Below are 22563 nucleotides of genomic sequence, written 5' to 3' on the forward strand. Positions count from 1 at the left end.
GGATATAGATGAGTGAAAATAAAAATCTTTGGGTAATTGTAGAAACAAAAGAAGATGGATCAGCTGTAAATGTTGGCCTTGAACTAATGAATCCAGGAAGAAAAATGGCTGATGCTATTGATGAAAAACTTTATGCTATAATTATCGGATCAAATGTTGATAAGGCTAAAGAAGAAGTTAAAGAATATGGTGTAGATGGAATTATCACAGTTGATGATGAAGTTTACAAAGAATATAATACTGAAATTTATGCAGACGCAATAGACCAATTAGTAAAAAAATATAGTCCAAATATAATCTTAATTGGTGCAACAAACCAAGGAAGAGATTTGGGACCAAGAGTTTCAGCTAGACTTCACACAGGACTTACAGCAGACTGTACAGAACTTGGTATTGACGCTGAGAAAAAAGAAGTTAGATGGACAAGACCTGCATTTGGTGGAAACTTAATGGCTATGATTTTATGTCCAGACCACAGACCACAAATGGGAACTGTTAGACCAGGAGTATTCTCAAAAGAAGCTATTGGAGCTAAAGATGATATAGATGTAATTGATGAAGATATCAAATTTGAAGGTGAAGCTAGAACAAAAATATTAGATTTCATTCCAAGAGATGAGGGAGATGAAGTTGATTTAGTTGGAGCTGAATTTATAGTTTCTGGTGGACGTGGACTTGGAGATCCTAAAAACTTCTCACTTATTAAAGATTTAGCAGATGCACTTGATGGAACTGTTGGATCAAGCCGTGCGGCTGTAGATGCTGGTTGGATTTCACACTCCCACCAAGTAGGACAATCAGGAAAAACTGTAGGACCAAGAGTTTATATAGCTGTAGGAATTTCTGGAGCTATCCAACACTTGGCAGGTATAAATGCTGCTGATAAAGTTATAGCAATAAATAAAGATCCAGATGCTCCAATATTTGGTAGAGCTGACTATGGTATAGTTGGAGATTTATTTGAAGTTGTACCAAAACTTACAGAAGCAATAAATAAGAAAAAAGGAAAATAATTAAATTAAATTTATAAATTTGGGTATATCATTATTAGTATCTCAAATTGATTTTAAGGATGAGATAACTCTCATCCTTAATTTTTATTAAAGATAATATAAATTTTTCTATTATTATGAAAATATAAAAGCAAATGGAGGATGATATGGACTATAGTAAGCTTTATAAAGAAAAATTAATAAGTGCAGGGGATGCGGCAAAGCTTGTTAAAGATGGAGATTATGTTGACTATTCATGGGGAGTTATTTCGCCACATGATTTTGATGAAGCTTTGGCAAAAGAAATTACTAATCTTAATGACATCGTTGTCAGAGGTGGAGTGGAGCTTGAAAAATTCAAAATATTTGATGCTGATCCAACAAATGAACATTTTGTTTATAACTCTTGGCATTCTTTGGGACCTATAAGAAAATTAGCTGGCCAAGGAAGAGCGTTTTATGCGCCAATAAAATATTCTGAACTTCCTAAATATTACAGAACATCAATAAAAAAACCAAATGTTTTTGTAACCCAAGCTACTCCAATGGATGAGCATGGATTTTTTAACTTTGGTGTTTCAGCATCACATCTTTATGCTGCGATTGAAAATTCAGATATAGTAATAATAGAAGTGAACAAAAATGTACCAAAAGGACTTGGTGGTTATGAAAATTGTATCCACATTAATGAAGTTGATTATATCATTGAAGGATCAAATCCAGAAATGATAGCTTTGGGAAAACCTCAACCAAGCGAATTGGATAAGGAAGTTGCAAAATATGTAGTAGAAGAATTAGTTGATGGAGCATGTCTTCAAATTGGAATTGGTGGACTTCCTACAGCAATTGGAAATGAAATTGCAAATTCTGATTTAAAAGACTTGGGAGTTCATACAGAAATGTATGTAGATTCTTTTGTAGAATTATCAAAGGCTGGAAAAATTACAGGTAAAAAGAAAAATATTGATAGGGGAAGACAAGTTTATGCCTTTGCAGCTGGTAGCAATGAATTGTACGATTTTATAGATAATAATGAAGAACTTTGTGCAGCTCCAGTAGATTATTGTAATGGAATAGAACAAATTTCTGCTTTAGATAATTTTATGTCAATAAACTCAGCCCTTGAAGTTGATTTGAATGGTACAGTTTCTGCTGAAAGTTCTGGAATAAAACATATTTCAGGTTCAGGTGGAGCTTTAGATTTTATGCTTGGTGCATATAATTCTAAAGGTGGAAAATCTTTTGTAACCCTACATTCATCAAGAGTTGATAAAAAAGGAGTTAGACATTCAAATATAGTTCCAACTTTATTACAAGGAACTCAACCAACAGGTTGTAGAGCTAACACTCATTTTATAGCTACAGAGTTTGGTATGGTTAACCTAAAGGGTCAATCTTTATGGGAAAGAACAGAAAAATTAATTTCAATTGCTCACCCAGAATTTAGAGATGATCTTATAAAAGAGGCTGAAAAAATGAGAATTTGGAGAAAATCTAATAAATAGTTAAAAAAAAGTCAATATTTCTTGATAAAACGGGAAAACAATGTTATAATATATGTATAAGTTATTAATTTAACAAGCAAACGAAACTTTTTTAAAAAACAAAGGAGTAAATATGAAAATTGGTGTAATTGGATCAGGAATTATGGGTGGCGGAATTGTAGAAGTAGCTGCTAAATTCCACGAAGTAGTAGTAAGAGATATCAAAGATGAATTCTTAGAAAACGCTAAAGCTAGAATTGAAAAAGATTATGCTAAACAAGTTTCTAAGGGAAGAATGGAAGAAGACGCTAAAGAAAAAGCTATAAAAAATATTTCTTACACAACAGAAGTTAAAGATTTGGCTGATTGCGATATAGTTATAGAAGCTGCAACAGAAAATCCAAAACTTAAAAAAGAAATTTTCAAAGAATTAGATGAAGTAGTTAAAGAAGGAGCAATTCTTGCTTCAAATACATCTTCACTTTCAATTACTGACATAGCTGCATCAACAAAAAGACCAGAAAATGTAATAGGAATGCATTTCTTCAATCCAGTTCCAGTAATGAAACTTGTAGAAGTTATTAGAGGACTTCACACAAGCGATGAAACAAATAAAAAAGTATTTGAACTTGCTGAAGAATTTGGAAAACAACCAATAGAAGTAAAAGAAGGTCCAGGATTTGTTGTAAACAGACTTTTAATTCCAATGATCAACGAAGGAATCGGAGTTTTATATGATGGACTTGCAAGCGTTGAAGATATTGATAAGGGAATGCAACTTGGAGCAAACCATCCAATGGGACCTCTAGCTTTAGCTGACCTTATAGGACTTGATACATGTCTTGCAATTATGGAAGTACTATTCAATGAATTTGGTGATAGCAAATATCGTCCAAACCCATTATTAAGACAAATGGTAAGAGCAGGAGATTTAGGTAGAAAAACTGGTAAAGGATTCTACGACTATTCTAAATAATTTAAATTTTAAAAGACTTTGCATAAGCGAAGTCTTTTTTTGTGTGAATTTTTTTATTTTTAAAAATTTTATTTGTATTTTTATTTTCAACAAATTCCTTATGGTATAATTATATTGAGGTAATTATGGAAAGAAAATGTTATTGTAAAATTAATCTTAGTTTAGATTCTTTGTATAAAAGAAATGATGGTTATCATGAAATTGATACTATTATGACTAGGATTTCTTTGTTTGATAAATTAAAAATTGAAAAAAATAATACGAATGATATAAGAATAAAAACTAACAGTGAAGTTTTATCTAATGAAAATATTAAAAATAATTTGATTTATAAAGCTTGGGATATTTTAAAAAACAAGGTAGAAAATCCTGGAGTTAATGTATATTTAGAAAAAAATATTCCCATAGCTGCGGGTCTTGCTGGTGGGTCTACTGATTGTGCTGAAATGATTTTGGCTTTAAATGATTTGTGGAATTTGAATATGAGTGATAGGGAAATTTTTGATATTGGAAAAAATTTGGGAGCTGATATTCCGTTTTTCTTTTTGAAAAAATCTGCAAGAGCCCAAGGTATTGGAGAAATTTTATCTCCTTTTGATATAAATTTAGATATGAAAATTCTTTTGGTAAATGATGGGACAAGTATTTCTTCAAATTTTGTATATAAAAGATTAAAAGATTATGGAAATATTGAAACTGAAAAAATAATTGAAGGTTTAAAATCTTCTGATAAAAATATTGTAAAATATTTTTCTAATGTGATGGAAGATGTGGTATATGAAAATTTTCCTCATCTTTATAAAATAAAAAATAGACTTGAAAATCTAGGGGCAGCCAAAGCACTTCTTAGTGGTAGTGGAGCTAGTATTTTTGCTGTATTTTTTGATGAAGAAAAAATTAATAAAGCTTTTAATGAAATTAAAAACGATTATAAATTTGTTGAGAGGGTGAGTTTGATAGATGACTAATATTGGAGTTTTTGATTCTGGACTTGGAGGACTTACAGTTCTTAAAGAATTAAGTGATAAACATAAGGCTAATTATTTTTACTTTGGTGATAATAAAAATGTTCCTTATGGAGATAAGTCAAGTGGTGAAATAATCGAACTTTCAAAAAATATTGTTAAATTTTTACTTAAAAAAGATATTGATTTTTTTGTTGTTGCTTGTAATACTATTTCTGTTGTGGCAATTGATGAGCTTAAAAAGACTTTTGATAAGAAATTTATTTCTATAACTGATCAAGGAGTTGAGGAGCTTATAAAAAAAGATGGAGATGTTTTTGTTATGGCAACAAGAGCAACTTGCTTAAAACATGGCTATAAAGAAAAAATAAGTAAACTTTCTGATAAAAAAGTCTTCGAACAAGCTTGTCCTTCCTTGGTTTCATTTATTGAACAAGGCATAGTAAATGGTAGGGAGCTTAATAGTGATTTGAAAGAATATTTAGCTTTTGCAAATCAAAAAAAAATCAAGAATATAATTTTGGGTTGCACGCATTATCCAATTATTGAAAAAGAAATTAAGAAAAATTTAACTTATGAAGCAAATATTATTGATCCTGCCAAGGTTTTGGCAAGGGATATTGTTTTTGATGAGGATGAGAATTTAAATATAGAGATTTATATGACTAATGTAAATGAAATCTCACAAAAAATGACAAATATTATCATGGGTAAGGATTTCAAAGTGAAAAGTGCTTATAAGTAAATCTTACAAAAATTTTACATAAATTTTATATTAAAAAAAGGAGAAAATTATATGATATATGCGATTATAGATATCGGATCAAACACTATAAGACTTTCAGTTTATAAGGAAAAAGATGGAATAATCCATAATTTATTTAATGAAAAAGAAGGAGCAAGTCTTAGGTCATATATAAAAAATGGAAAGCTTAGCGATAAGGGTGTTGAAAGATTAATGGATACTTTGAAAAGATTCAAACACCTTATTGATAATTTTGATGATATAGATGTAGTTTTACCATTTGCAACAGCTACAATCAGAGATTCTTCTAATAGAAGTGAAATTTTAAAAAAAGTTAAGGATGAAATAGGCTTTGATATTGAAATTTTATCTGGTGAAGAGGAATCACAATTTGCCTTTATTGGAGCTAATTCTTCACTTGAAATTAAAAAGGGAGTTTTGACTGATATAGGCGGCGGATCTAGTGAAATTGTAATAATTGAGCAAGGTAAGGTTATTAAATCTACATCTCTTGATATAGGTTCTCTTTCTTCTTTTAATGATAATGTTGAATTTTTATTTCCTACAAAAGATGATAGAAAGGATATTGAAAAGGCCATTGAAGATGAATTAGTAGAGAGAAATTTCTATCAAGAAAATCATGAAACTTTGTGTGGAGTTGGTGGTTCTGCTAGGGCAAGCCTAAAATTATACAATGAATATTATAATATTGATAAGGATAATTTTTCTATGGAAAGGAAAAAGCTCAAAGATATGATAAAAGATTTGATTGACCATGAAAATAAAGAACTTTTGGATTTGATTCTTTCTGTAAAGGCTGATAGGGTTCATACTCTTATTCCTGGCATGATTATTTTAAATAAAATTGCAAAATATTTTAAGGCCGATGTTATAAATATAAGTCAAACTGGTGTAAGAGAGGGATATGTTTACGATAAAGTACTAGGAAAGGAATAGAAAATGGATATATCTTTTACGCAAAACAGGGAATTGTCTTGGCTGAAATTTAATGAGAGAGTTTTGGATGAGGCGGATGAAAAAAATGTTGAATTGTTTGAAAGGCTAAAATTTTTCTCTATATTTGATACAAATTTAGAAGAATTTTTTATGGTTAGAGTAGGTTCACTTGAAGATTTGACAAGGCTTAAGAAAAAAGCAGTTGATAATAAGTCAAATATGACTCCAGAAGATCAGCTTGCTGCCATTATGAAAGAATGTAAAAGATTATACCAAAAAAAAGACTCAGTTTATACTAGTATTATAAATGATTTTAAAAGTGAAGGGATAAATATTGAAAAAGTTTCAAATCTTGATAAAAAAGATTATGAAACTGCAAAATTTTATTTTGATAGTAAGATTGAACCAATTTTAAATTTTCAAGTTGTCGATAGGGTAAGACCATTTCCAAGGCTTCCAAATCTTTCTATAAATGTTATTTTTAATCTTGTAAAGGAAAGAGAAAATAAGAAAGACAGAAATTATTTTGGAATAATTTATGTCCCAGATAAGATTGATAGATATTTAAAAGTTTCTCAAACAACTATGGTTTTGCTTGAAGATATTATTAAAGAATTTGGGGAAAATGTCTTTGATAATTACAAGTGCATTTCAAAGCATATAATGTCTGTTACGAGAAATGCAGATATTTCATACGATGATGATGATTATGATGTTGACCTTGATTATAGGTCTTATATGAAAGATGTTTTAAAAAGAAGAAAAAGACTCCAACCTGTAAGGCTTGAACTTGATGAGGAAATTGAAGAAGAAGTTTTTGCTTTATTATTGGAAAAACTCCCATTAAAAAGAGAAAATGTATTTGTTACAAAATCTCCAATGAGAGCAGGGTTTGTTTTTGATATGCTTGATGATATGCCTGAAGAACTAAAAGAGAAATATTATTATGAAAGTTTTTCGCCACAAAAATCAGACAAAATTCAAGATGACATTCCAATGCTTGATCAAATAGAAAAAAATGATCTTCTTTTATCCTATCCTTATGAGAGCATGGATCCAGTAATTAGATTGTTAAATGAAGCAAGCGTAGATGAATCAGTTATAAGTATAAAAATAACTTTATACAGGATTGCCAAAGATTCTGAAATTGCTAAAGCCCTAATAAAGGCAGCAGAAAATGGAAAAGAAGTTTTTGTTTTAATGGAACTAAGAGCAAGATTTGATGAAAATAATAATATTATCTGGTCATCAAGACTTGAAAATGCTGGATGTAAAATTGTCTATGGATTTGATAATTACAAGTGCCATTCGAAAGTTTGTCTAATAACAAGAATAAAAGATGACAAAATTGCCTACACAAGTCAAATTGCTACAGGAAATTATAACGAAAAAACTGCAAAACTTTACACGGATTTTTCTTTTATGACAAGTAATGTTGGAATAGGAACCGATGTTAAGGAAGTTTTTGATAATATCATGATAGGAAATCTTGATGGGGACTACAAACATCTTTTAGTTTCACCAAAACCAATGCAAAGAAGGCTTTATGAATTAATTGATGAACAGATACAAAGGCAAAAAGAAAGCAAAAATGGTTATATAAGACTTAAAATGAATTCAATTTCTGATAGAATTTTGATAGATAAATTATCAGAAGCCTCAAATGAGGGAGTAAAAATTGATCTTATGGTTAGGGGAATTACTTGTATTTTACCAGGAATAAAAAATAGGACAGAAAATATAAAAATACATCAAATTGTTGGAAGATTTCTTGAACACCATAGAGTTTATCAATTTGGTCAAAGTGATGATTGCAAATTATATATTTCATCAGCAGATTTTATGACAAGAAATATTAGAAATAGGATGGAAGTTGCCTGTCCAATTTATCAAGAATCTATAAAAAAACGAATTTTGGAATTTTTAGATATAATGTTTGCTGATGATGTAAAAACTAGGGTCATGAACTCTAAGGGTGAATATGAAAAGGTAGAAAACAAAAAAAATCTAATTGCCCAAGAAAGATTCATAGAACTTGCGAAAGCTAGTGCTAGGGAAAAAGATTTAGTAAATAGGAGTGAGCTTATTCCAAATAATATTTCTATAAATGAAAATGACAAGGAAAAATCAAAAACATTTTTTGAAAAAATAAAAGATTTTTTTAGAAAGTAAATTTAAACCATATACAGTTTGGATTTATTAAAAATAAATTTTAAATCGCTAAAAATTAGAATTTCTAATTATTAGCGATTTTTTTTAATAATTTTCGAAAAAAATCATTTATACTCTACATATTTCTCAAAACTTATGTTATAATGGAGTTAAGAAAATATTATAAAGTTTTTAAAATCTTTTTTTATGAATTGAAATATATTTGTATGGTTTTGAAAACAATCCCACAGACGTAAATTTAGTTATATTGAAATATATTTAAGGAAGAAAACTAAAAATGGCAAACAAAAGTATTAGAGATTTAAGACGTAAAAAATTAAGAGAGAAAAAAATAAAAAGAAGAAAAAATTTAATTAAAGTTGGAATATTTGCTCTTTTGATAACAGGAGCTTTGAAGATAGATTTTAAAAGAAATACCGATGATTTTCAAATTAAAAGACCAGTAGAAAACAGGTATGCACAGGCAAACAAAAAAGAAGAAATAAAAGATGAAATAAAAGCAGTTAAAACTCAAGTTGCAACACCTATTGGATTTGAAAATGTTGTAATTTCTGATGAAGAAAAAATTGATAATGATGGTTATAGTGATGTTATGAAATCCTATGTAAAATCATTAAAAAGTCAATACTGCTACCAAGAACCAAGCGATTTTACAAAAACTGAAGTAAGTATTAATAAAAACCAATATGTTGAATATTATGGTACAGAGAATTCTTTTTCAAAAATAAAAATAAATGATGATTTTTATTATGTGAATAAATATGGTCTCGGAAAGCTTAAGGGGGAAGAAAATATCAATGTTATAAATGGAATTGTATTTGTAAATGAAAAAAATCCTCTACCAAAAGATTTTGATCCAGGCTTAGATCCAACCAGCAAAAAAGCTTTTGATACTATGCTTATTGATATACAAAGACAAGGATTAGATTTAAAAATCGCGTCAGATTTTAGATTAGGCCAAAGTGAAGAAAAATTATTAGATCAAAATAATCCTGATGCGGACTTGGCTTTTACGAGTGAGCACCAAACAGGAACTTGTTTTGACTTTTATACTGATAATACAAAATATTCAGATAAATTTAAAGAAACAGATGAGTATAAATGGCTAAAGGAAAATGCTTATAAATACGGATTTATACAAAGATATACTAAAGATAAGGAAAGTATTACTGGAAAAAAAGAAAGATGCTGGCATTTTAGATATGTTGGTGTAGAAAATGCTAAGTCTATGTTTGATAATAATCTTTCTTTAGAAGAATATTTGAAAATAAAATAATAAATTATAGCACAAGTGATAGGTCTATTTCTTGTGCTTATTTTTATTTTTTTATTAAAGATTAAAATTTAAAATGAAAAATAAATTTTTGAATTTTATAAAATTCACTTAATTGAAAGTAAGATTTTAAAAGATATAATACAATTTATAAATTAAAAAGAGAGGTATTTATGGGACAAACTGCTTTTATGTTAATGATTGTAACAATTCTTTCCAAAGTTTTTGGATTTTTGAGAGAATCTGTTATGGCATATTTTTATGGAGCGGGAGATATAGTTGCAATTTATGCAGTTGCAAACACTCTCCCAGTGGTTATAGCAAATTTTGTCGCATCAGGTATTATTTTTGGATTTATTCCGATTTACACCAAGGCGAAAAATGAAGAGGGAGAAGAAGCGGCTGAAGAATTTACTTCAAATATTTTTAATATTTTGATGGTGTTTAGTCTTGTGGCAGTAATTATTGGATTTATTTTTGCTGGAGCTTTTTGTAAATTATTTTCTCCTGATTTAAAGGGCGAACTTTTACAAACAGCAATTGTATTTACAAGAATTATAATGTTTGCAATTTTTGCATATTTGTATTCAGCAGTATTTAGGGGATATTTAAATTTAAAAGGAAATTTCTTTATACCAGCCATTACTGGCATAATAATGAATGTAATAATAATTGCCTTTACAATTTTTTCAGGCCTTGCCAAAAATCCATATCTTCTAGCAATAGGATGTTTGTTGGGAAATGTTTTGCAGTATATAATGTTTCCAAAGGCAAATAGAGATCATGGTTACAAACACTCAAACACAATTGATATACACAATAAATATATAAGATCATTAATCTGGATTGCAATTCCAGTTATAGTTTCATCAGCTGCAGGAGAGATTGCTCTTACAGTAGATAATTCCATGGCTTCATACTTTTTTGGAAATGCATCAATATCTTATTTAAGATATTCAAAAACTCTTTTATCTTTAATAACAGGAGTTATAACAGTTTCAGTTACAACTTCAATTTTTCCAACCATTTCACATTTGGGTCAAAGTGGAGAATTTGAAGATATGAAAAGTCACATAAATTCAGCCATAGTTTCAACCATGCTTTTGGTAATACCTGCAACAATAGGGATGATGGCTTTGGCAGTTCCAATAATAAAACTAGTTTATCAAAGAGGAGCCTTTGATGATAAATCAGTAATTATCACAGCAGCTATGCTTATTGCATATGCACCATTTGTAATTTTTCAATCATTTTCAGATGTTATTGACAAGGGATTTTATGCAGTTGGAGATTCAAAATCACCAGTAATAATAGTTGTAATCCAACAAATTATAAATATAATTTTCAATTTTATTTTGATAAAATTTTTCGATATTGAAGGATTGGCACTTGCAACAACAATTTCAGCGCTCGCTGGAGCATTAATGATGCTTTATAAATTTAGAAAAAATTTTGGAAGATTAAATTTCAAATCATCATTAAAATCATTGATAAAAATTACCATACTTTCAATTTTAATGGGACTTCTAGTTTGGAAAATTTATGGTTCATTAAGCGGAAAAATGTCATACCTATTAGCTATGTTTATATCAATTTTTCTAGGGGCAATTTTCTATATATTTACAATTCTTTTATCAAGAATTCCAGAAGTTATGAAGATGGTAAATCATCTTTACCATAAATTTAAAAAATAGTTTTAAAATAAATTAAAAGATGACCTAGTAAAATGCTGGGTCATCTTTAGTTTGCTATTAAATTTTTCATATAGATTGAAACTATTTTTGAGAAATTGTCTAAATTTTTTATCCTACAAAAATCAGTTCCATATATTAATTTTGCATTTTCTATATCTTCATCTTCTCCAGTAAATACTCCCAAAACTTGGATTCCATCGCTTTTTAAAGATCTTATTTCTTTTGCAGTATCATCAACTGCTTTTTTGTCTATATATTGGTCCTTAATTTTTGCATTTACTGTATTTATATTGTGCTTTTCATCATTTGGGCGTCCGTCCGATAAAATTATTAAAATTTTTCTCACACTTTCATTTTTATCTTCATTGATTAATTTGTGGATTGTTTTAAAGGCAAGACCATCTCTGTTTGCACCAGAAGCGAAAAAATTATAAATATTTTCATTTTTTCCCTTATCTTTAAAATCCCTGTACATATTAAAAACTGTATAATCTCTTAAAGTTGAAAAAGAAGAAACTCTTATAGGAATATTTACCTTATCCATGGCATTTGCAATTATAAAAGCTTGGTTTGCTACAAGATTTTGCCTTTTGATTTGGCTTGCCGATCCGTCAATTAGTAAATCCAATTGAAATTTTGGTTTTGGATCTTTGTTATTTGAAAAAAATACTTTGGATTCATTTAATACAGGAGCCCTCCAAACATTTATAGAATCAAGAAGCCCATAATTTTTTCTGTAAAGCTCATCTTCTTCGTGATTTGCTAAAGAATTTTCTATAGTTCTTGTTAGCTCATTTACAGCCCTGTTGTTTATTGAAAGATTATTTTCAATATATTCTTTTGTTTTTTCCCTTTGTTTTTTCCTAACTTTTTGGTTGAATTTTGCATTTGGAGAATCAGTGTATTCTCCCTTGGTAAAATACAATTTTTTTGATTTATGAATGCCCTTGGCAAGTTCTTTTTCCAAAAGTTCTTGCCTTTTTTTGCTTATAGAAAGTTTTCCATAAAAATCCTCTATAAAGGAATCTTCTCTTTTGTCTTTTTCACTATCAGATTTTTCAAAGATAAATATATCCTTGTTCATATCTTCTTTTTTTTCTTCAAAATAAATATAACCATTAAATTCTGCTGATTGGATTTGAAATTGGTCTTCAATATTTTTTTCAATGTCAGACTCGTCCAAATCTTCATGATCAAAATTTTTGGGTTTTTCTTCCTTTATCATTTGATCAAAAAGTTCATTGTATTGGTCAAATCTTTCAAAAAGAAAATATTTTTTGAAAAGCTCGTTTAATTTTTCAATTATTTCGCTAGACTTATAGGTATCAATTGAAAAAAGTTCAGCATAAAAATCTCTTACAAGCCTTGCTTCGGTTATAGGTTTATTAAAAATTTTCCCATAATAGGCCTTTTCAATTTGTTCGTAAACATTGTCGGTTTCTTTTTTGTATTGGTATTTGTCGAGAATTTTTTTGGCATAAGATTTTCTTAAATCTTTTATAACAAGATTTGTTTTTTCTAATTTTCTGTAGGATAAATCTTCCAACAAAAGAAGGGTGATTGCCTTAAATTCTTCAAAAAAAGGGTTGTCCTTTTTTAAATAAGAAAAAAATGAAGAAAATAAATCAAGCCTAAAATTTTTAAACTTGTACCCTTCAATTATATTTTTGTAATTTTTATCCATGGGAAAGTATGATTTTGGAAAAATTTTATAATCATCAGCAAAATCCCAAATTACATTCATTGCCCTTAACTTTTCGAAAGTATCAGTCATCAAATACACTCTCTTTGATTTCTTTTGGAAGTTTTGAATCAACGCTATCTCTTACAAGCTCTCTTTCAAATTCATCAAAAGATTTATTAATTAGTCCCATTTCTATTGCATCGTATGGGTTAAGTCCTATTTCCATAGTTTCAATTGCAGAAATTAATCCCCTAAGGTCGACTGATTTTGTAGAAATTTCCGAATTTTCACTTTTTTCTTGGAGAGATTCAAAAATATCTATAAAAGTTTCCATATATTTTTCTTTTAATTTTGGAAATTTATCCCTTAATAAGTGTTTTAAATTTTCTCTTGTAATATTTGGCATATTTATAACCATAAATCTTGATGCAAGTGCCTCGTTTACTTCTCTTGTTCCAACATAACCATAATTCATTGTTGCAATAAATCTTGTCTTATCGTCAAGCTTTATTTTGTCATAGCCTGGAATATCAATTACACGTCTGTGATCAAGGGTTGCGTGGAGGACAGAAATTGCTTCGTTTTTTGCCATATTTATTTCATCCAAAACTCCAAAGCCACCTTTTTTTGCACATTCATAAACTGGACCCTTTCTAAAAACTACTTTTCCGTCTTTGAAAGTGTCAGCTCCAACCAAGGAATTGTAATCAGTATTTACGTGAAAAGAAATATCCCATGATGGACGATTAAAAATATAGGAAAGATTTTGGGCTAAAACATTTTTTCCTGTGGCTTTTGGACCAGAAAGTAAAATATTTTTTCCAGATAAAATTGCAGTGATTGCTTTTTTCAAAACATCTTCACCATAATATTTAAATTCTGGTTTAACAATTCTATCCTTGTCCTCATCATCTATATTTGATTTTCTAAATTCTATTATTTTATCAATTAATTTTTGATCTAAATTTATTTCATTTAAATAATCTATCATAATTCACCTCAACTGATATTATACAACAAAAATTTTTAGAGGCTATTGACAAAGTCCATTTTAGGACTATAATAATTAAAAATAGAAAGGAAGAAAATGAAAAAAGATAAATCACTTGAAATTTTTAAATTATTTTCCTTAATTAGAAAAGTGCAGGGCCTAAAAAACCAAAGCTTCAAAGATAGAAAAGCTAATGGAATTGAGACTGCAATTTTTTTATTTCTAATTTATGAAGAAAAAATCACTCAAGCTATGATTGTAGAAAGAATGGCTGTTGCCAAACAAACAATCAATAATGTAATAATTGAGCTTTGTGAAAAAGAATATATAAAAAAAATTTCAGATAAAGATGATAAGAGAGTAAAAATTTTGGTATTGACTGAAAAAGGAAAAATTTATGCTGATGAATTTTTAAAACCCTTAATTGAATTTAATGAGAAATTATATGATAAGTTGGGAGAAGAAAAAATTGATCAAATGACAAAAGACTTTTCAGATCTTGCTGAAATTTTGTGCGTATTTAATAAGGAGGAGATTTGAATAGTTTAAAAGAATTTTTTGAGAATTTTAAATATCTTACGCCAGCCTTTGGAGATTATAAGAAAAATGCAAAAATTTCTATGTTTGCAACGACCATAGAAACCATTTTGGAGCTAGTTGTTCCAACTATAATGGCACTTATAATCGATAGGGCAGTAAGCAGGAAAGATATAAAAATGACTCTAATTTTGGGTGGACTAATGATTTTGGTTTCACTTTTGTGCATGTATACAGGAATGGTCGCAACCAAACACGCATCGGCAACTTCCTCAGGTTTTGGAGCAAATTTAAGAAAAATTTCATTTGGAAAAATTCAAGAATTTGGTTTTGAAGATTTGGAAGAATTTAGGACTTCATCTTTAATAACAAGACTTACAAGTGATATCCAACAAATCATTTTTTCTGTATTTTTGGGAGTAAGATTTATTATAAAAACTTTGGTTATGGCAATTGTTGCAGTAATTTTATCAGTAAAAGTTTCACCAAGACTTTCACTTTTATTTTTGGTGACCTTGCCACTTTTGCTTGTAGCCATATTTTTTACCATGTCTAAGGCAATTCCTGGATTTAAACAATACAGGAAAGAATTTGACAAATTAAATCAAATTATTCAAGAATCCTTAGCAAATATTAGGGTTGTAAAATCTTTTGTAAGAGATGATTTTGAAATCAAAAAACTAAGAGAACAAAATTTCACCATGTTCAAATTAATTGATAAGGCTGGTGGGGCAATTTCATATATTTTTCCAATTGCAAATGTAATTATGTTTGGATCTATGATTTCCATTGTTTGGTTTGGTGGAAATGAAATTATTAGTGGAAAAATCCAAGTTGGAGAGCTAATGAGTTTTATCATGTATTCAATGATGCTTTTGGGAGCATTTATTGGAATTTCTATGGTTTTAGTTCAAATGATGTCATCAAGTCCAGGAGTTGTTAGACTTGCTGAGGTTATAGAACATAAGCCTTACATGAATAATGATGAAAAAATAAATAATCTTGAAGTTAAAGATGGGTCAATTGATTTTTCAAATGTTTCATTTAAATACGGAAAAGATTCTGATAATTTTGCCCTAAAAAATATTAATCTTCACATAAAAGAGGGAGAATCAATTGGGATTTTGGGTTCAACCGGATCAAGTAAATCAAGTTTAGTTCAATTAATTCCAAGACTTTATGATATTTATGAAGGGGAAATTAAAGTTGGTGGAGAAAATATTAAAAAATATGATTTAAAAAAATTAAGAGATGCCGTAAATATAGTTTTACAAAAAAACACCTTATTTTCTGGAACAATTGAAGAAAATATAAGGTGGGGTGATGTGAACGCATCCTTTGAAGAAGTAGAAAAAGTTTCAAAAATTGCTTGTGCAGATGAATTTATTAAAGAAAGAAAAGATGGATATAAATCAGTTTTGGGTCAAGGAGGAAGTGGAGTTTCTGGTGGACAAAAACAAAGAATTTGTATTGCAAGGTCTTTGTTAAAAAAACCAAAAGTTTTAATTTTAGATAATTCGACTTCAGCAGTTGACACAAAAACAGAAAGAAAAATTGTTGATGGAATAAATAAATATTCCAATAAACTTACAAAAATAATAATATCTCAAAGAGTTTCATCATTTAAAGGCTGTGATAGGATTATGGTTATGAAAGATGGATATATTGAAGATATTGGAAGTTACGACGAACTTTACAATAAAAACGAATTTTATAAAAAAACCTACGATATGCAAGAGAAAGGAAGTGATATAGATGAAAAATAAATTAAATTCATCCAAAAATAAAACTTCCAAGGGTGCAATAAAAAGGCTTTTAAAATATTTATTTAAATATAAGTGGCAAATGTGCCTTGTAATAATTTCTGTAATTATTTCAACAGCAAGCCAAATTTTTGGAATGGCACTTTTAAGACCTACAATTGATAATACTATATTAAAAGCAGATATATCTGGCCTTATGGCAAATATTATTAAAATGATAGTTTTATTTGGAACAAGCGTTATAACTTCCATAATTTTTTCAAGACTTATGGTAAGGGTTAGTGAAAGAAGTGTTAAAGATATAAGAAATGAATTATTTGAAAAAGTTCAAAGTTTGGAAGTTGGATTTTTTGACCAAAATACCCACGGGGAAATAATGTCAAGATTTACAAATGATACTGATATGTTAAGCCAATCCCTATCATCATCAATCCCAAATCTTTTACAATCATTTCTTTTATTTACCGGAACTTTTATAATGATGTTTGTAATTAATTTCAAACTAACACTTCTAACAATTTTGACAATATTTTTAATGCTTGCAGTTTTGAAAAGAATAATAAAAAAATCTACAAAATTATTTTCGAAAAACCAGGTAGAAATTGGAAAAATGAATGGATTTATAGAAGAAACTTTATCAGGTCAAAAGGTTGTAAAAGTTTTTAATTTTGAAAATAATTTGATAGAAGAATTTAATAAAACTGCCGATAGGGTTAGAGAATTAATTTGGAAGGCAAACACAGTTATGGGAAAAATTATGCCATTTCTAAAAAATGGGATTAATATTTCCTACGCAATAATTTGTATAGCTGGTGCTTTTCTTACAATAATTGGTCAAATGAGCGTAGGAACTTTGGTAACATATTTAACCTATGTAAGGCAATTGCAAAACCCAATCGCTACAGTTTCCCAACAAGCAAATGTCTTGGCTCAAGCTATGGCTGGGGCAAATAGGATTTTTGAAATTTTGGATATGGAAGGCGAAAAAGATAATGGATATATTGATCTAGTCCACGCAACAATTGATAAAAATGGAAAATTTCATGAATCAGATACTTTAACAGGAATTTATGCTTGGAAAAAAATTGAAAATGGTAAAGCAATATATAAAAAGCTTGAAGGAAAAATTGATTTTGAACACGTTAATTTTTCATATGATGGGAAAAATCAAATTTTAAAAGATGTAAGTTTTTATGCAAGACCGGGAGAAAAAATCGCCTTTGTAGGATCAACCGGAGCTGGTAAGACAACCATAACAAATGTAATCACAAGATTTTATGATATAGATTCAGGATCAATCAAAGTTGATGATATTGATATTAATAAAATTCAAAAACAAGCTTTAAGAAGAGCATTTGGAATGGTACTTCAAGATGTAAATTTATTTACAGATTCTATATATGAAAATATAAGATATGGAAGGCTAGATGCAAATGACGATGAAATAAAAGCTGCAGCAAGGATGAGCAAGGCGGATTCTTTTATAAGAAGACTTCCTCAAGGCTATGATACAAAAATTTATGGAAATGGATCAAGTTTATCAGATGGACAAAATCAATTGGTTTCAATTTCAAGAGCAGCAGTTGATGAGCCGTCAATGTTAATTTTGGATGAAGCAACAAGTTCAATCGATTCAGCTACAGAGCTTACAGTAACAGAAGCTTTGGATAATCTTATGGCGGGTTCAACATCGATTGTAATTGCCCACAGATTATCAACAATCAAAAATTCTGACGTAATAATGGTAATGGATGATGGAAGAATAATTGAAAGAGGAAATCACGAATCTTTAATGGAAAAAAGAGGAACTTACTATCAATTATATACTGGAAAATTGGAATTAGATTAAGAAAAAAGCGTAGTGGTCGTTTGACACTACGCTTATTATTTTGCAAAAGAATTTATGATTTCTCTTTCAATAAGATTTCTATAAACTTTTGAACCTTCAACTTCTGGATGAACCATATCTTTGGCGAATAAATTTGCTTTTTCCTTGGCAAATTTGTACCAATCAACCATGTAGGCGTTTTGATTTTCATCACAGAATTTTTTGATTCTTGCATTAATTGGACCTTCCCAAGACTGGCTGTTGATAGTATTTACAAAAAATACCTTTCTTCCTTCAGAAATGTTTAAAATATCAAGCATATTTTGCTTGCTTAAGGTTCCATTAGAACCAAGGCTAACAAGGATTATATTTCCAAGTCCATTTTTATTTTTTATATCTTGTAAAACTTTTGGTCCATCAGTCATTTGCCTTCCAACTTCAGCATCAAGATAAAGATTAGGATTAAATTCCCTAATAAAAGGATCGACATTTATTAAAACCGAATCCCCAATTGCAGTAATTGAAGTATTTTTTAAAAATTCCCTTTCATTTTCTGTAAAATTAAAATCATCATAAGCTTTTTTTTCAAAAGTAATTTCTTTTTTTTCAGACTTTTTATTATCATTTTCTTTTTTGTTTTTGTCTTTTTCATTTGAATTTGAAAGTTTATTCTTGTTCTCTTTTTTCTTTTGATCTTGTAAAAATTTTTCGTTATTTTTCTTAATGTTTTCCTTGTTATCATTTATTCTTTTTTCAAGATTTTTCATATCTTCAGCCTTAGGATTTGGAATAAAGTTTGCCAAAACATTTAGGCTTAAAATTAGGATAGCAGATATAATAAAATATTTTTTTAGGTCAAATTTTTTTTGAAAAATTATATAAGTTATTTCAGATAAAATCAAAACCAAAAATATTTCCAAAATGTAAGCCAAAATCCTACTTTTTGTAGTATGGGCAAAGGCGTAGGATATAAAAGTATTTATTATATATTGCCACATATAAATGTAATAAGATCTAAGACCTATATAATAAAGAAAAGTTTTTACAAATCCCATTTCTTTTTTATTAATTGAAATTATATTCTCTTTTTCATAAGTATATAAAAATCCAATTAACAAAGCTTGAATTAAGGTATAAATAGGAATAATTATCCTATAAGTATATAAATTTTCCCCGTTTACTAAAAAGTAAATGATAAAGCTTAATAACAAAATACCATACAAAATGTATTTTTCTGAAAATTCTTTTTCTTTTGAAAAATCAATAATTTTAGTAAAATTATCAACCAAAAGATAGGTGATAGCTCCAATAAAAATTGCATTAATTCTGGTATCTGGACCATAGTAAATTCTTGAAATATTATTTTTGTCAAAAGAAAAAATAACCATCAACGAGATTGAAATTACTGAAAGTAATCCAAAAACATAAATTCTTATTTCTTTATTTGTAAATTTATCTTTATATTTATCCTTAAATTTATCCAATAAATAATTTATCAGATAAAAAATCAAAATAAATTGAATTTGCATGGATATATACCAAAAATGAGTAAAGATAGAAAAATATCCATTTTTAGTAAAATAAGAACCACCCTTAAAAATTTGGTATAAATTTTGAAAAGCTAGGGCAGATGGAATTGAAGCTTTGATTGAATCGTGAAAAATAATTTTAGAAAAAATCAAAGCTATTATTAAAGATGAGCTTATTACAAAAATCAAGCTAGGCATAAGCTTTAAAAATCTTTTTTGAATATTTATTTTAAATTCTTCCAAATTGAAGTTTTCTATACTATTTAATTTTTTCATCATTAAAAATCCACTCATAACAAAAAAGCCGATTACTGCCATAAATCCACCAGGCAAAATTTGAACTGATGAATGAAAAATGCAAATTGCAATAATAAAAATAGCTCTTAAAAAAGTGAATGAATCTATTTGTTTGTGTTTTCTCATGTATCCCCCAATGAAGTTAATTATAAATTATCAAGAGAAAAATATCAATAGATTAGCGAAATTGTAACCTTTGTAATAATATTAAATAAATTATACATAATTATTACAAAATATTATAAATTTTTTAATAAAAATTCGCTATATTATTTACAGAACAAGAAAAATTTTGGAGGAAATAATGAAAAACAAAAATAAATTAATTTTGGCTTTATTAATTGCAAGTGCGACTACTACAATTTTTCCAGAAAATATATCTTTTGCAAGCGATGATACCAGTACAAATGTAGAAATTACTGAAAAACAAAATCAAGATGGAAAAGATAATATAGCTGATATTCCAAAAGATGATGAAGTAACTTTCCCAAAAAATGAAAAAAATACTAGAGAATCTGATGGAACAAATAAATTTAATAGGGCAACTGAAACTGAAAGAGAAAGTTTTGGTGAAGATAAGAATGTAGGAAATATTGATTCAAAAGTAAAAGAAAAATTAGATCAAACGAAGGGAGAATATGGCAAGAAAAATGGATCATATGCAAATAATAATTTAAAAGCCATTGATACTCCAATAAAAGATATTACAATAAACCCTGGTCAAAATGAAAATGAAGTAGCTGTAACCTGGTTTGGTAAAGGTGAAGTAAATGAAAATAGCAAATTAATTTTTAATAATAAGGAATATAAAGCAACTAGGGCAAGAAAAACTGGCGATTCTAATGGTTATTCAACTTATACTTCAATTGTTCAAATAAAACCTGGTGAAAATTATGATTATTATATTACAAATGATGGTTATAAAAGTGATATTTTTACTTTAAGAACTAAGGCTCTTGGAAAAAATAATGAATTTTCTTTAGTTTATTTGGGCGATCCTCAAATGGGATCAGGAGATAGTGTTTGGGATAAACATGGTTTAAATAAAAACACCCAAGCAAAAGTTGACCAAGATAAGGCTGATTTTGCAAAAACTTTGAAAAAAGCTCAAGAGCTCGATCCTAATTTTTATTTGTCAATGGGAGATAATGTAGAAATCGCTGGTTATGAAGGAGAATATGATTATTTCTTTGATAATGATTTATTTAAAGAAAAAATTTTCTCATCAGTAATAGGAAATCACGAAACCTATATCGATAAAAATGATTCAAGTTTACAAAATACAGTTTTTTCTGACCATTTTTATCTAGCAAATGAATCAGAATTAGGCTCAATTTCAAAAGAAAATGAAGATGGAACAAGAACTTATATACCTGGAGATTTTTGGTACTCTTATGGAGATACACTTTTCTTAAATTTAAATTCAAATGTAAATAATTCAAAAGAACATGAAGAATTTATAAAAGAAGCTATAAAACAAGCTGAAGAAAAAAGAGGATCAAAATTTTCATGGAAAGTTGTATCCTTCCATCACGCACCATATTCTACAGCGACTCACACTACTGATGATGATATTTTACAAAGAAGAAATGAACTTGTAAAAATATTTAATAACAACAATATTGATGTAGTTTTAAATGGTCACGATCATATTTATACAAGAACAAAACATATGCTTGCTGGAGAAAAAACTTTAGATTTCAAAGATGCCTATGGAACAGATTTGAACGATCCAAATGCAGAAATTAAAGACAGTTTTTCAGAAACTTTTAACAATAAAATTTATCCAAATGGAAAAGTTATAGTTGATGGAATCGGAATTGATTATGGCAAAAACCAAGTTACAAATCCAAAAGGAACTTTATTTTTAACAATGTCAGCGTCAGCAGGTGCAAAATTTTACAATCCAATCGGAGAAGACCAATGGTTTGTAAATAGATCACTTGATGATAGAAGTCAATTATTTTCACATTTAACATTTTCAAAAAATCAATTTAAAATTGTGACAATGGATCAAGATGGAAAAGTTGTAGATACTTACACAATTAATAAGACTGATGAGAAAATTTCAAATCCAGATTTTGAAAAAAATAATACAGATTACTCAAAATTGGAAAAATATATAGAAAACATTATGGGCAAAAAAGTAGTATTAGAAGATAAAAACATTGAAACTTACAATATTGCCCTAGAAAATGCAGTTAGAATTTTAAACGATAAAAATGCAAGTCAAGAAGAAGTTGATAGTGCAGTTGAAGTTTTAAAGACAAGACTTAGCGAAGTGTCATTTGCTAAAGAAACTCCAAAAACAAATCAAAATGAAATTAATGATAATGAAAAAGAAAATAAAAATAAAAACGATGACCAAAAATCAAAAACTGAAAATGGATCATCAAATAAAAGTAAATTGAAGGGCAAAAAAGTAAAAGCAGAAAACTCTAAAAAAGATTCTGACTTTGAAAATAAAGGCCTAAATAAAATTTACACAAAATCTACAAATGTAGAAACAGGAGTAAAATCTTTAAGCACAATATTTATAAGCTTATGTCTTTCTCTTGTTGGATTATTTAAAATTAAAAGAAAATAATTTTTAAAGCCCAAAACCCAAAGTCCAAAATAGGATTTTGGGTTTTTCTTGTTTATATTCAAAATATTTTGTAAACTATTACTTAATAG

General features: G+C 28.2%; 16 protein-coding genes. 13 read left to right on the forward strand and 3 right to left on the reverse strand.

Annotation, left to right across the window (positions count from 1 at the left end; genetic code table 11):
- Positions 1 to 8 precede the first annotated feature (8 nt).
- The 9 genes from L6653_RS00595 to murJ all read left to right on the forward strand — a co-directional run bounded on the left by L6653_RS00595 (position 9) and on the right by murJ (position 11258).
- A complete protein-coding gene (locus L6653_RS00595) occupies positions 9 to 1013 on the forward strand; it encodes an electron transfer flavoprotein subunit alpha/FixB family protein (RefSeq protein WP_236784897.1) in 1005 nt (334 codons plus the stop codon).
- A 146-nt stretch (positions 1014 to 1159) separates the two neighbouring features.
- Positions 1160 to 2497 carry an acetyl-CoA hydrolase/transferase C-terminal domain-containing protein gene (locus L6653_RS00600; RefSeq protein ID WP_236784899.1) on the forward strand — a complete coding sequence of 446 codons (1338 nt, stop codon included), beginning with the start codon at positions 1160 to 1162 and terminating at the stop codon, positions 2495 to 2497.
- 112 nt (positions 2498 to 2609) lie between these two features.
- Positions 2610 to 3452 carry a 3-hydroxybutyryl-CoA dehydrogenase gene (locus L6653_RS00605; protein WP_058990798.1) on the forward strand — a complete coding sequence of 281 codons (843 nt, stop codon included), beginning with the start codon at positions 2610 to 2612 and terminating at the stop codon, positions 3450 to 3452.
- A 125-nt stretch (positions 3453 to 3577) separates the two neighbouring features.
- A complete protein-coding gene (ispE, locus tag L6653_RS00610; protein WP_236784901.1) occupies positions 3578 to 4420 on the forward strand; it encodes a 4-(cytidine 5'-diphospho)-2-C-methyl-D-erythritol kinase in 843 nt (280 codons plus the stop codon).
- Positions 4413 to 5162, forward strand: a complete 750-nt coding sequence (murI, locus tag L6653_RS00615; RefSeq protein ID WP_236784903.1) for a glutamate racemase — start codon at positions 4413 to 4415, stop codon at positions 5160 to 5162. The genes ispE and murI overlap by 8 nt, the downstream gene beginning before the upstream one ends.
- A gap of 51 nt (positions 5163 to 5213) precedes the next feature.
- Positions 5214 to 6119 (forward strand): Ppx/GppA phosphatase family protein, encoded by a 906-nt coding sequence (locus L6653_RS00620; RefSeq protein ID WP_236784905.1) that lies wholly within the window; start codon positions 5214 to 5216, stop codon positions 6117 to 6119.
- Positions 6120 to 6122: 3 nt separating this feature from the next.
- Positions 6123 to 8291, forward strand: coding sequence for an RNA degradosome polyphosphate kinase (locus tag L6653_RS00625; RefSeq protein ID WP_236784907.1), 2169 nt, complete (start codon positions 6123 to 6125; stop codon positions 8289 to 8291).
- Positions 8292 to 8568: 277 nt separating this feature from the next.
- Positions 8569 to 9567, forward strand: coding sequence for a M15 family metallopeptidase (locus L6653_RS00630; RefSeq protein WP_236784909.1), 999 nt, complete (start codon positions 8569 to 8571; stop codon positions 9565 to 9567).
- Positions 9568 to 9737: 170 nt separating this feature from the next.
- Entirely contained in the window at positions 9738 to 11258 is a 1521-nt protein-coding gene (gene murJ / locus L6653_RS00635; protein ID WP_236784910.1) for a murein biosynthesis integral membrane protein MurJ, read from the forward strand.
- A gap of 46 nt (positions 11259 to 11304) precedes the next feature.
- Here murJ and L6653_RS00640 read toward each other — a convergent pair whose 3' ends face one another.
- Positions 11305 to 13032 (reverse strand): vWA domain-containing protein, encoded by a 1728-nt coding sequence (locus L6653_RS00640; RefSeq protein ID WP_236784911.1) that lies wholly within the window; start codon positions 13030 to 13032, stop codon positions 11305 to 11307.
- Positions 13025 to 13933 carry an AAA family ATPase gene (locus L6653_RS00645; RefSeq protein ID WP_236784912.1) on the reverse strand — a complete coding sequence of 303 codons (909 nt, stop codon included), beginning with the start codon at positions 13931 to 13933 and terminating at the stop codon, positions 13025 to 13027. The genes L6653_RS00640 and L6653_RS00645 overlap by 8 nt, the downstream gene beginning before the upstream one ends.
- A 96-nt stretch (positions 13934 to 14029) precedes the next feature.
- Here L6653_RS00645 and L6653_RS00650 point away from each other — a divergent pair, with 96 nt between their 5' ends.
- From L6653_RS00650 to L6653_RS00660, 3 genes are read left to right on the forward strand one after another with little or no spacing between them, the layout of a single operon-like run.
- Positions 14030 to 14473, forward strand: a complete 444-nt coding sequence (locus L6653_RS00650; protein WP_236784913.1) for a MarR family winged helix-turn-helix transcriptional regulator — start codon at positions 14030 to 14032, stop codon at positions 14471 to 14473.
- A complete protein-coding gene (locus L6653_RS00655) occupies positions 14470 to 16236 on the forward strand; it encodes an ABC transporter ATP-binding protein (protein WP_236784915.1) in 1767 nt (588 codons plus the stop codon). The genes L6653_RS00650 and L6653_RS00655 overlap by 4 nt, the downstream gene beginning before the upstream one ends.
- The gene (locus L6653_RS00660) at positions 16226 to 18082 is read left to right on the forward strand and encodes an ABC transporter ATP-binding protein (protein ID WP_236784917.1); all 1857 of its coding nucleotides are present in this window, start codon (positions 16226 to 16228) and stop codon (positions 18080 to 18082) included. The genes L6653_RS00655 and L6653_RS00660 overlap by 11 nt, the downstream gene beginning before the upstream one ends.
- A gap of 35 nt (positions 18083 to 18117) precedes the next feature.
- Here the strand turns inward: L6653_RS00660 and L6653_RS00665 are convergent, their stop codons facing one another.
- Positions 18118 to 20013, reverse strand: a complete 1896-nt coding sequence (locus L6653_RS00665; protein ID WP_236784919.1) for an acyltransferase family protein — start codon at positions 20011 to 20013, stop codon at positions 18118 to 18120.
- A 178-nt stretch (positions 20014 to 20191) separates the two neighbouring features.
- Between L6653_RS00665 and L6653_RS00670 the strand changes: the two genes are divergently transcribed.
- Positions 20192 to 22474, forward strand: coding sequence for a metallophosphoesterase family protein (locus tag L6653_RS00670; RefSeq protein WP_236784921.1), 2283 nt, complete (start codon positions 20192 to 20194; stop codon positions 22472 to 22474).
- The last annotated feature ends 89 nt before the right edge of the window (positions 22475 to 22563 follow it).

It is taken from the genome of Anaerococcus ihuae (assembly GCF_928368155.1).
GTDB classification, from domain to species: domain Bacteria; phylum Bacillota; class Clostridia; order Tissierellales; family Peptoniphilaceae; genus Anaerococcus; species Anaerococcus ihuae.

Coding starts and splice junctions, on each gene's coding strand:
- L6653_RS00665 (WP_236784919.1), bottom strand. CDS start 20,013: ATGAGAAAACACAAACAAATAGATTCATTCACTTTTTTAAGAGCTATT.
- L6653_RS00625 (WP_236784907.1), top strand. CDS start 6,123: ATGGATATATCTTTTACGCAAAACAGGGAATTGTCTTGGCTGAAATTT.
- L6653_RS00630 (WP_236784909.1), top strand. CDS start 8,569: ATGGCAAACAAAAGTATTAGAGATTTAAGACGTAAAAAATTAAGAGAG.
- L6653_RS00620 (WP_236784905.1), top strand. CDS start 5,214: ATGATATATGCGATTATAGATATCGGATCAAACACTATAAGACTTTCA.
- L6653_RS00650 (WP_236784913.1), top strand. CDS start 14,030: ATGAAAAAAGATAAATCACTTGAAATTTTTAAATTATTTTCCTTAATT.
- L6653_RS00595 (WP_236784897.1), top strand. CDS start 9: ATGAGTGAAAATAAAAATCTTTGGGTAATTGTAGAAACAAAAGAAGAT.
- L6653_RS00670 (WP_236784921.1), top strand. CDS start 20,192: ATGAAAAACAAAAATAAATTAATTTTGGCTTTATTAATTGCAAGTGCG.
- murI (WP_236784903.1), top strand. CDS start 4,413: ATGACTAATATTGGAGTTTTTGATTCTGGACTTGGAGGACTTACAGTT.
- L6653_RS00640 (WP_236784911.1), bottom strand. CDS start 13,032: ATGACTGATACTTTCGAAAAGTTAAGGGCAATGAATGTAATTTGGGAT.
- L6653_RS00660 (WP_236784917.1), top strand. CDS start 16,226: ATGAAAAATAAATTAAATTCATCCAAAAATAAAACTTCCAAGGGTGCA.
- L6653_RS00600 (WP_236784899.1), top strand. CDS start 1,160: ATGGACTATAGTAAGCTTTATAAAGAAAAATTAATAAGTGCAGGGGAT.
- L6653_RS00645 (WP_236784912.1), bottom strand. CDS start 13,933: ATGATAGATTATTTAAATGAAATAAATTTAGATCAAAAATTAATTGAT.
- L6653_RS00605 (WP_058990798.1), top strand. CDS start 2,610: ATGAAAATTGGTGTAATTGGATCAGGAATTATGGGTGGCGGAATTGTA.
- ispE (WP_236784901.1), top strand. CDS start 3,578: ATGGAAAGAAAATGTTATTGTAAAATTAATCTTAGTTTAGATTCTTTG.
- murJ (WP_236784910.1), top strand. CDS start 9,738: ATGGGACAAACTGCTTTTATGTTAATGATTGTAACAATTCTTTCCAAA.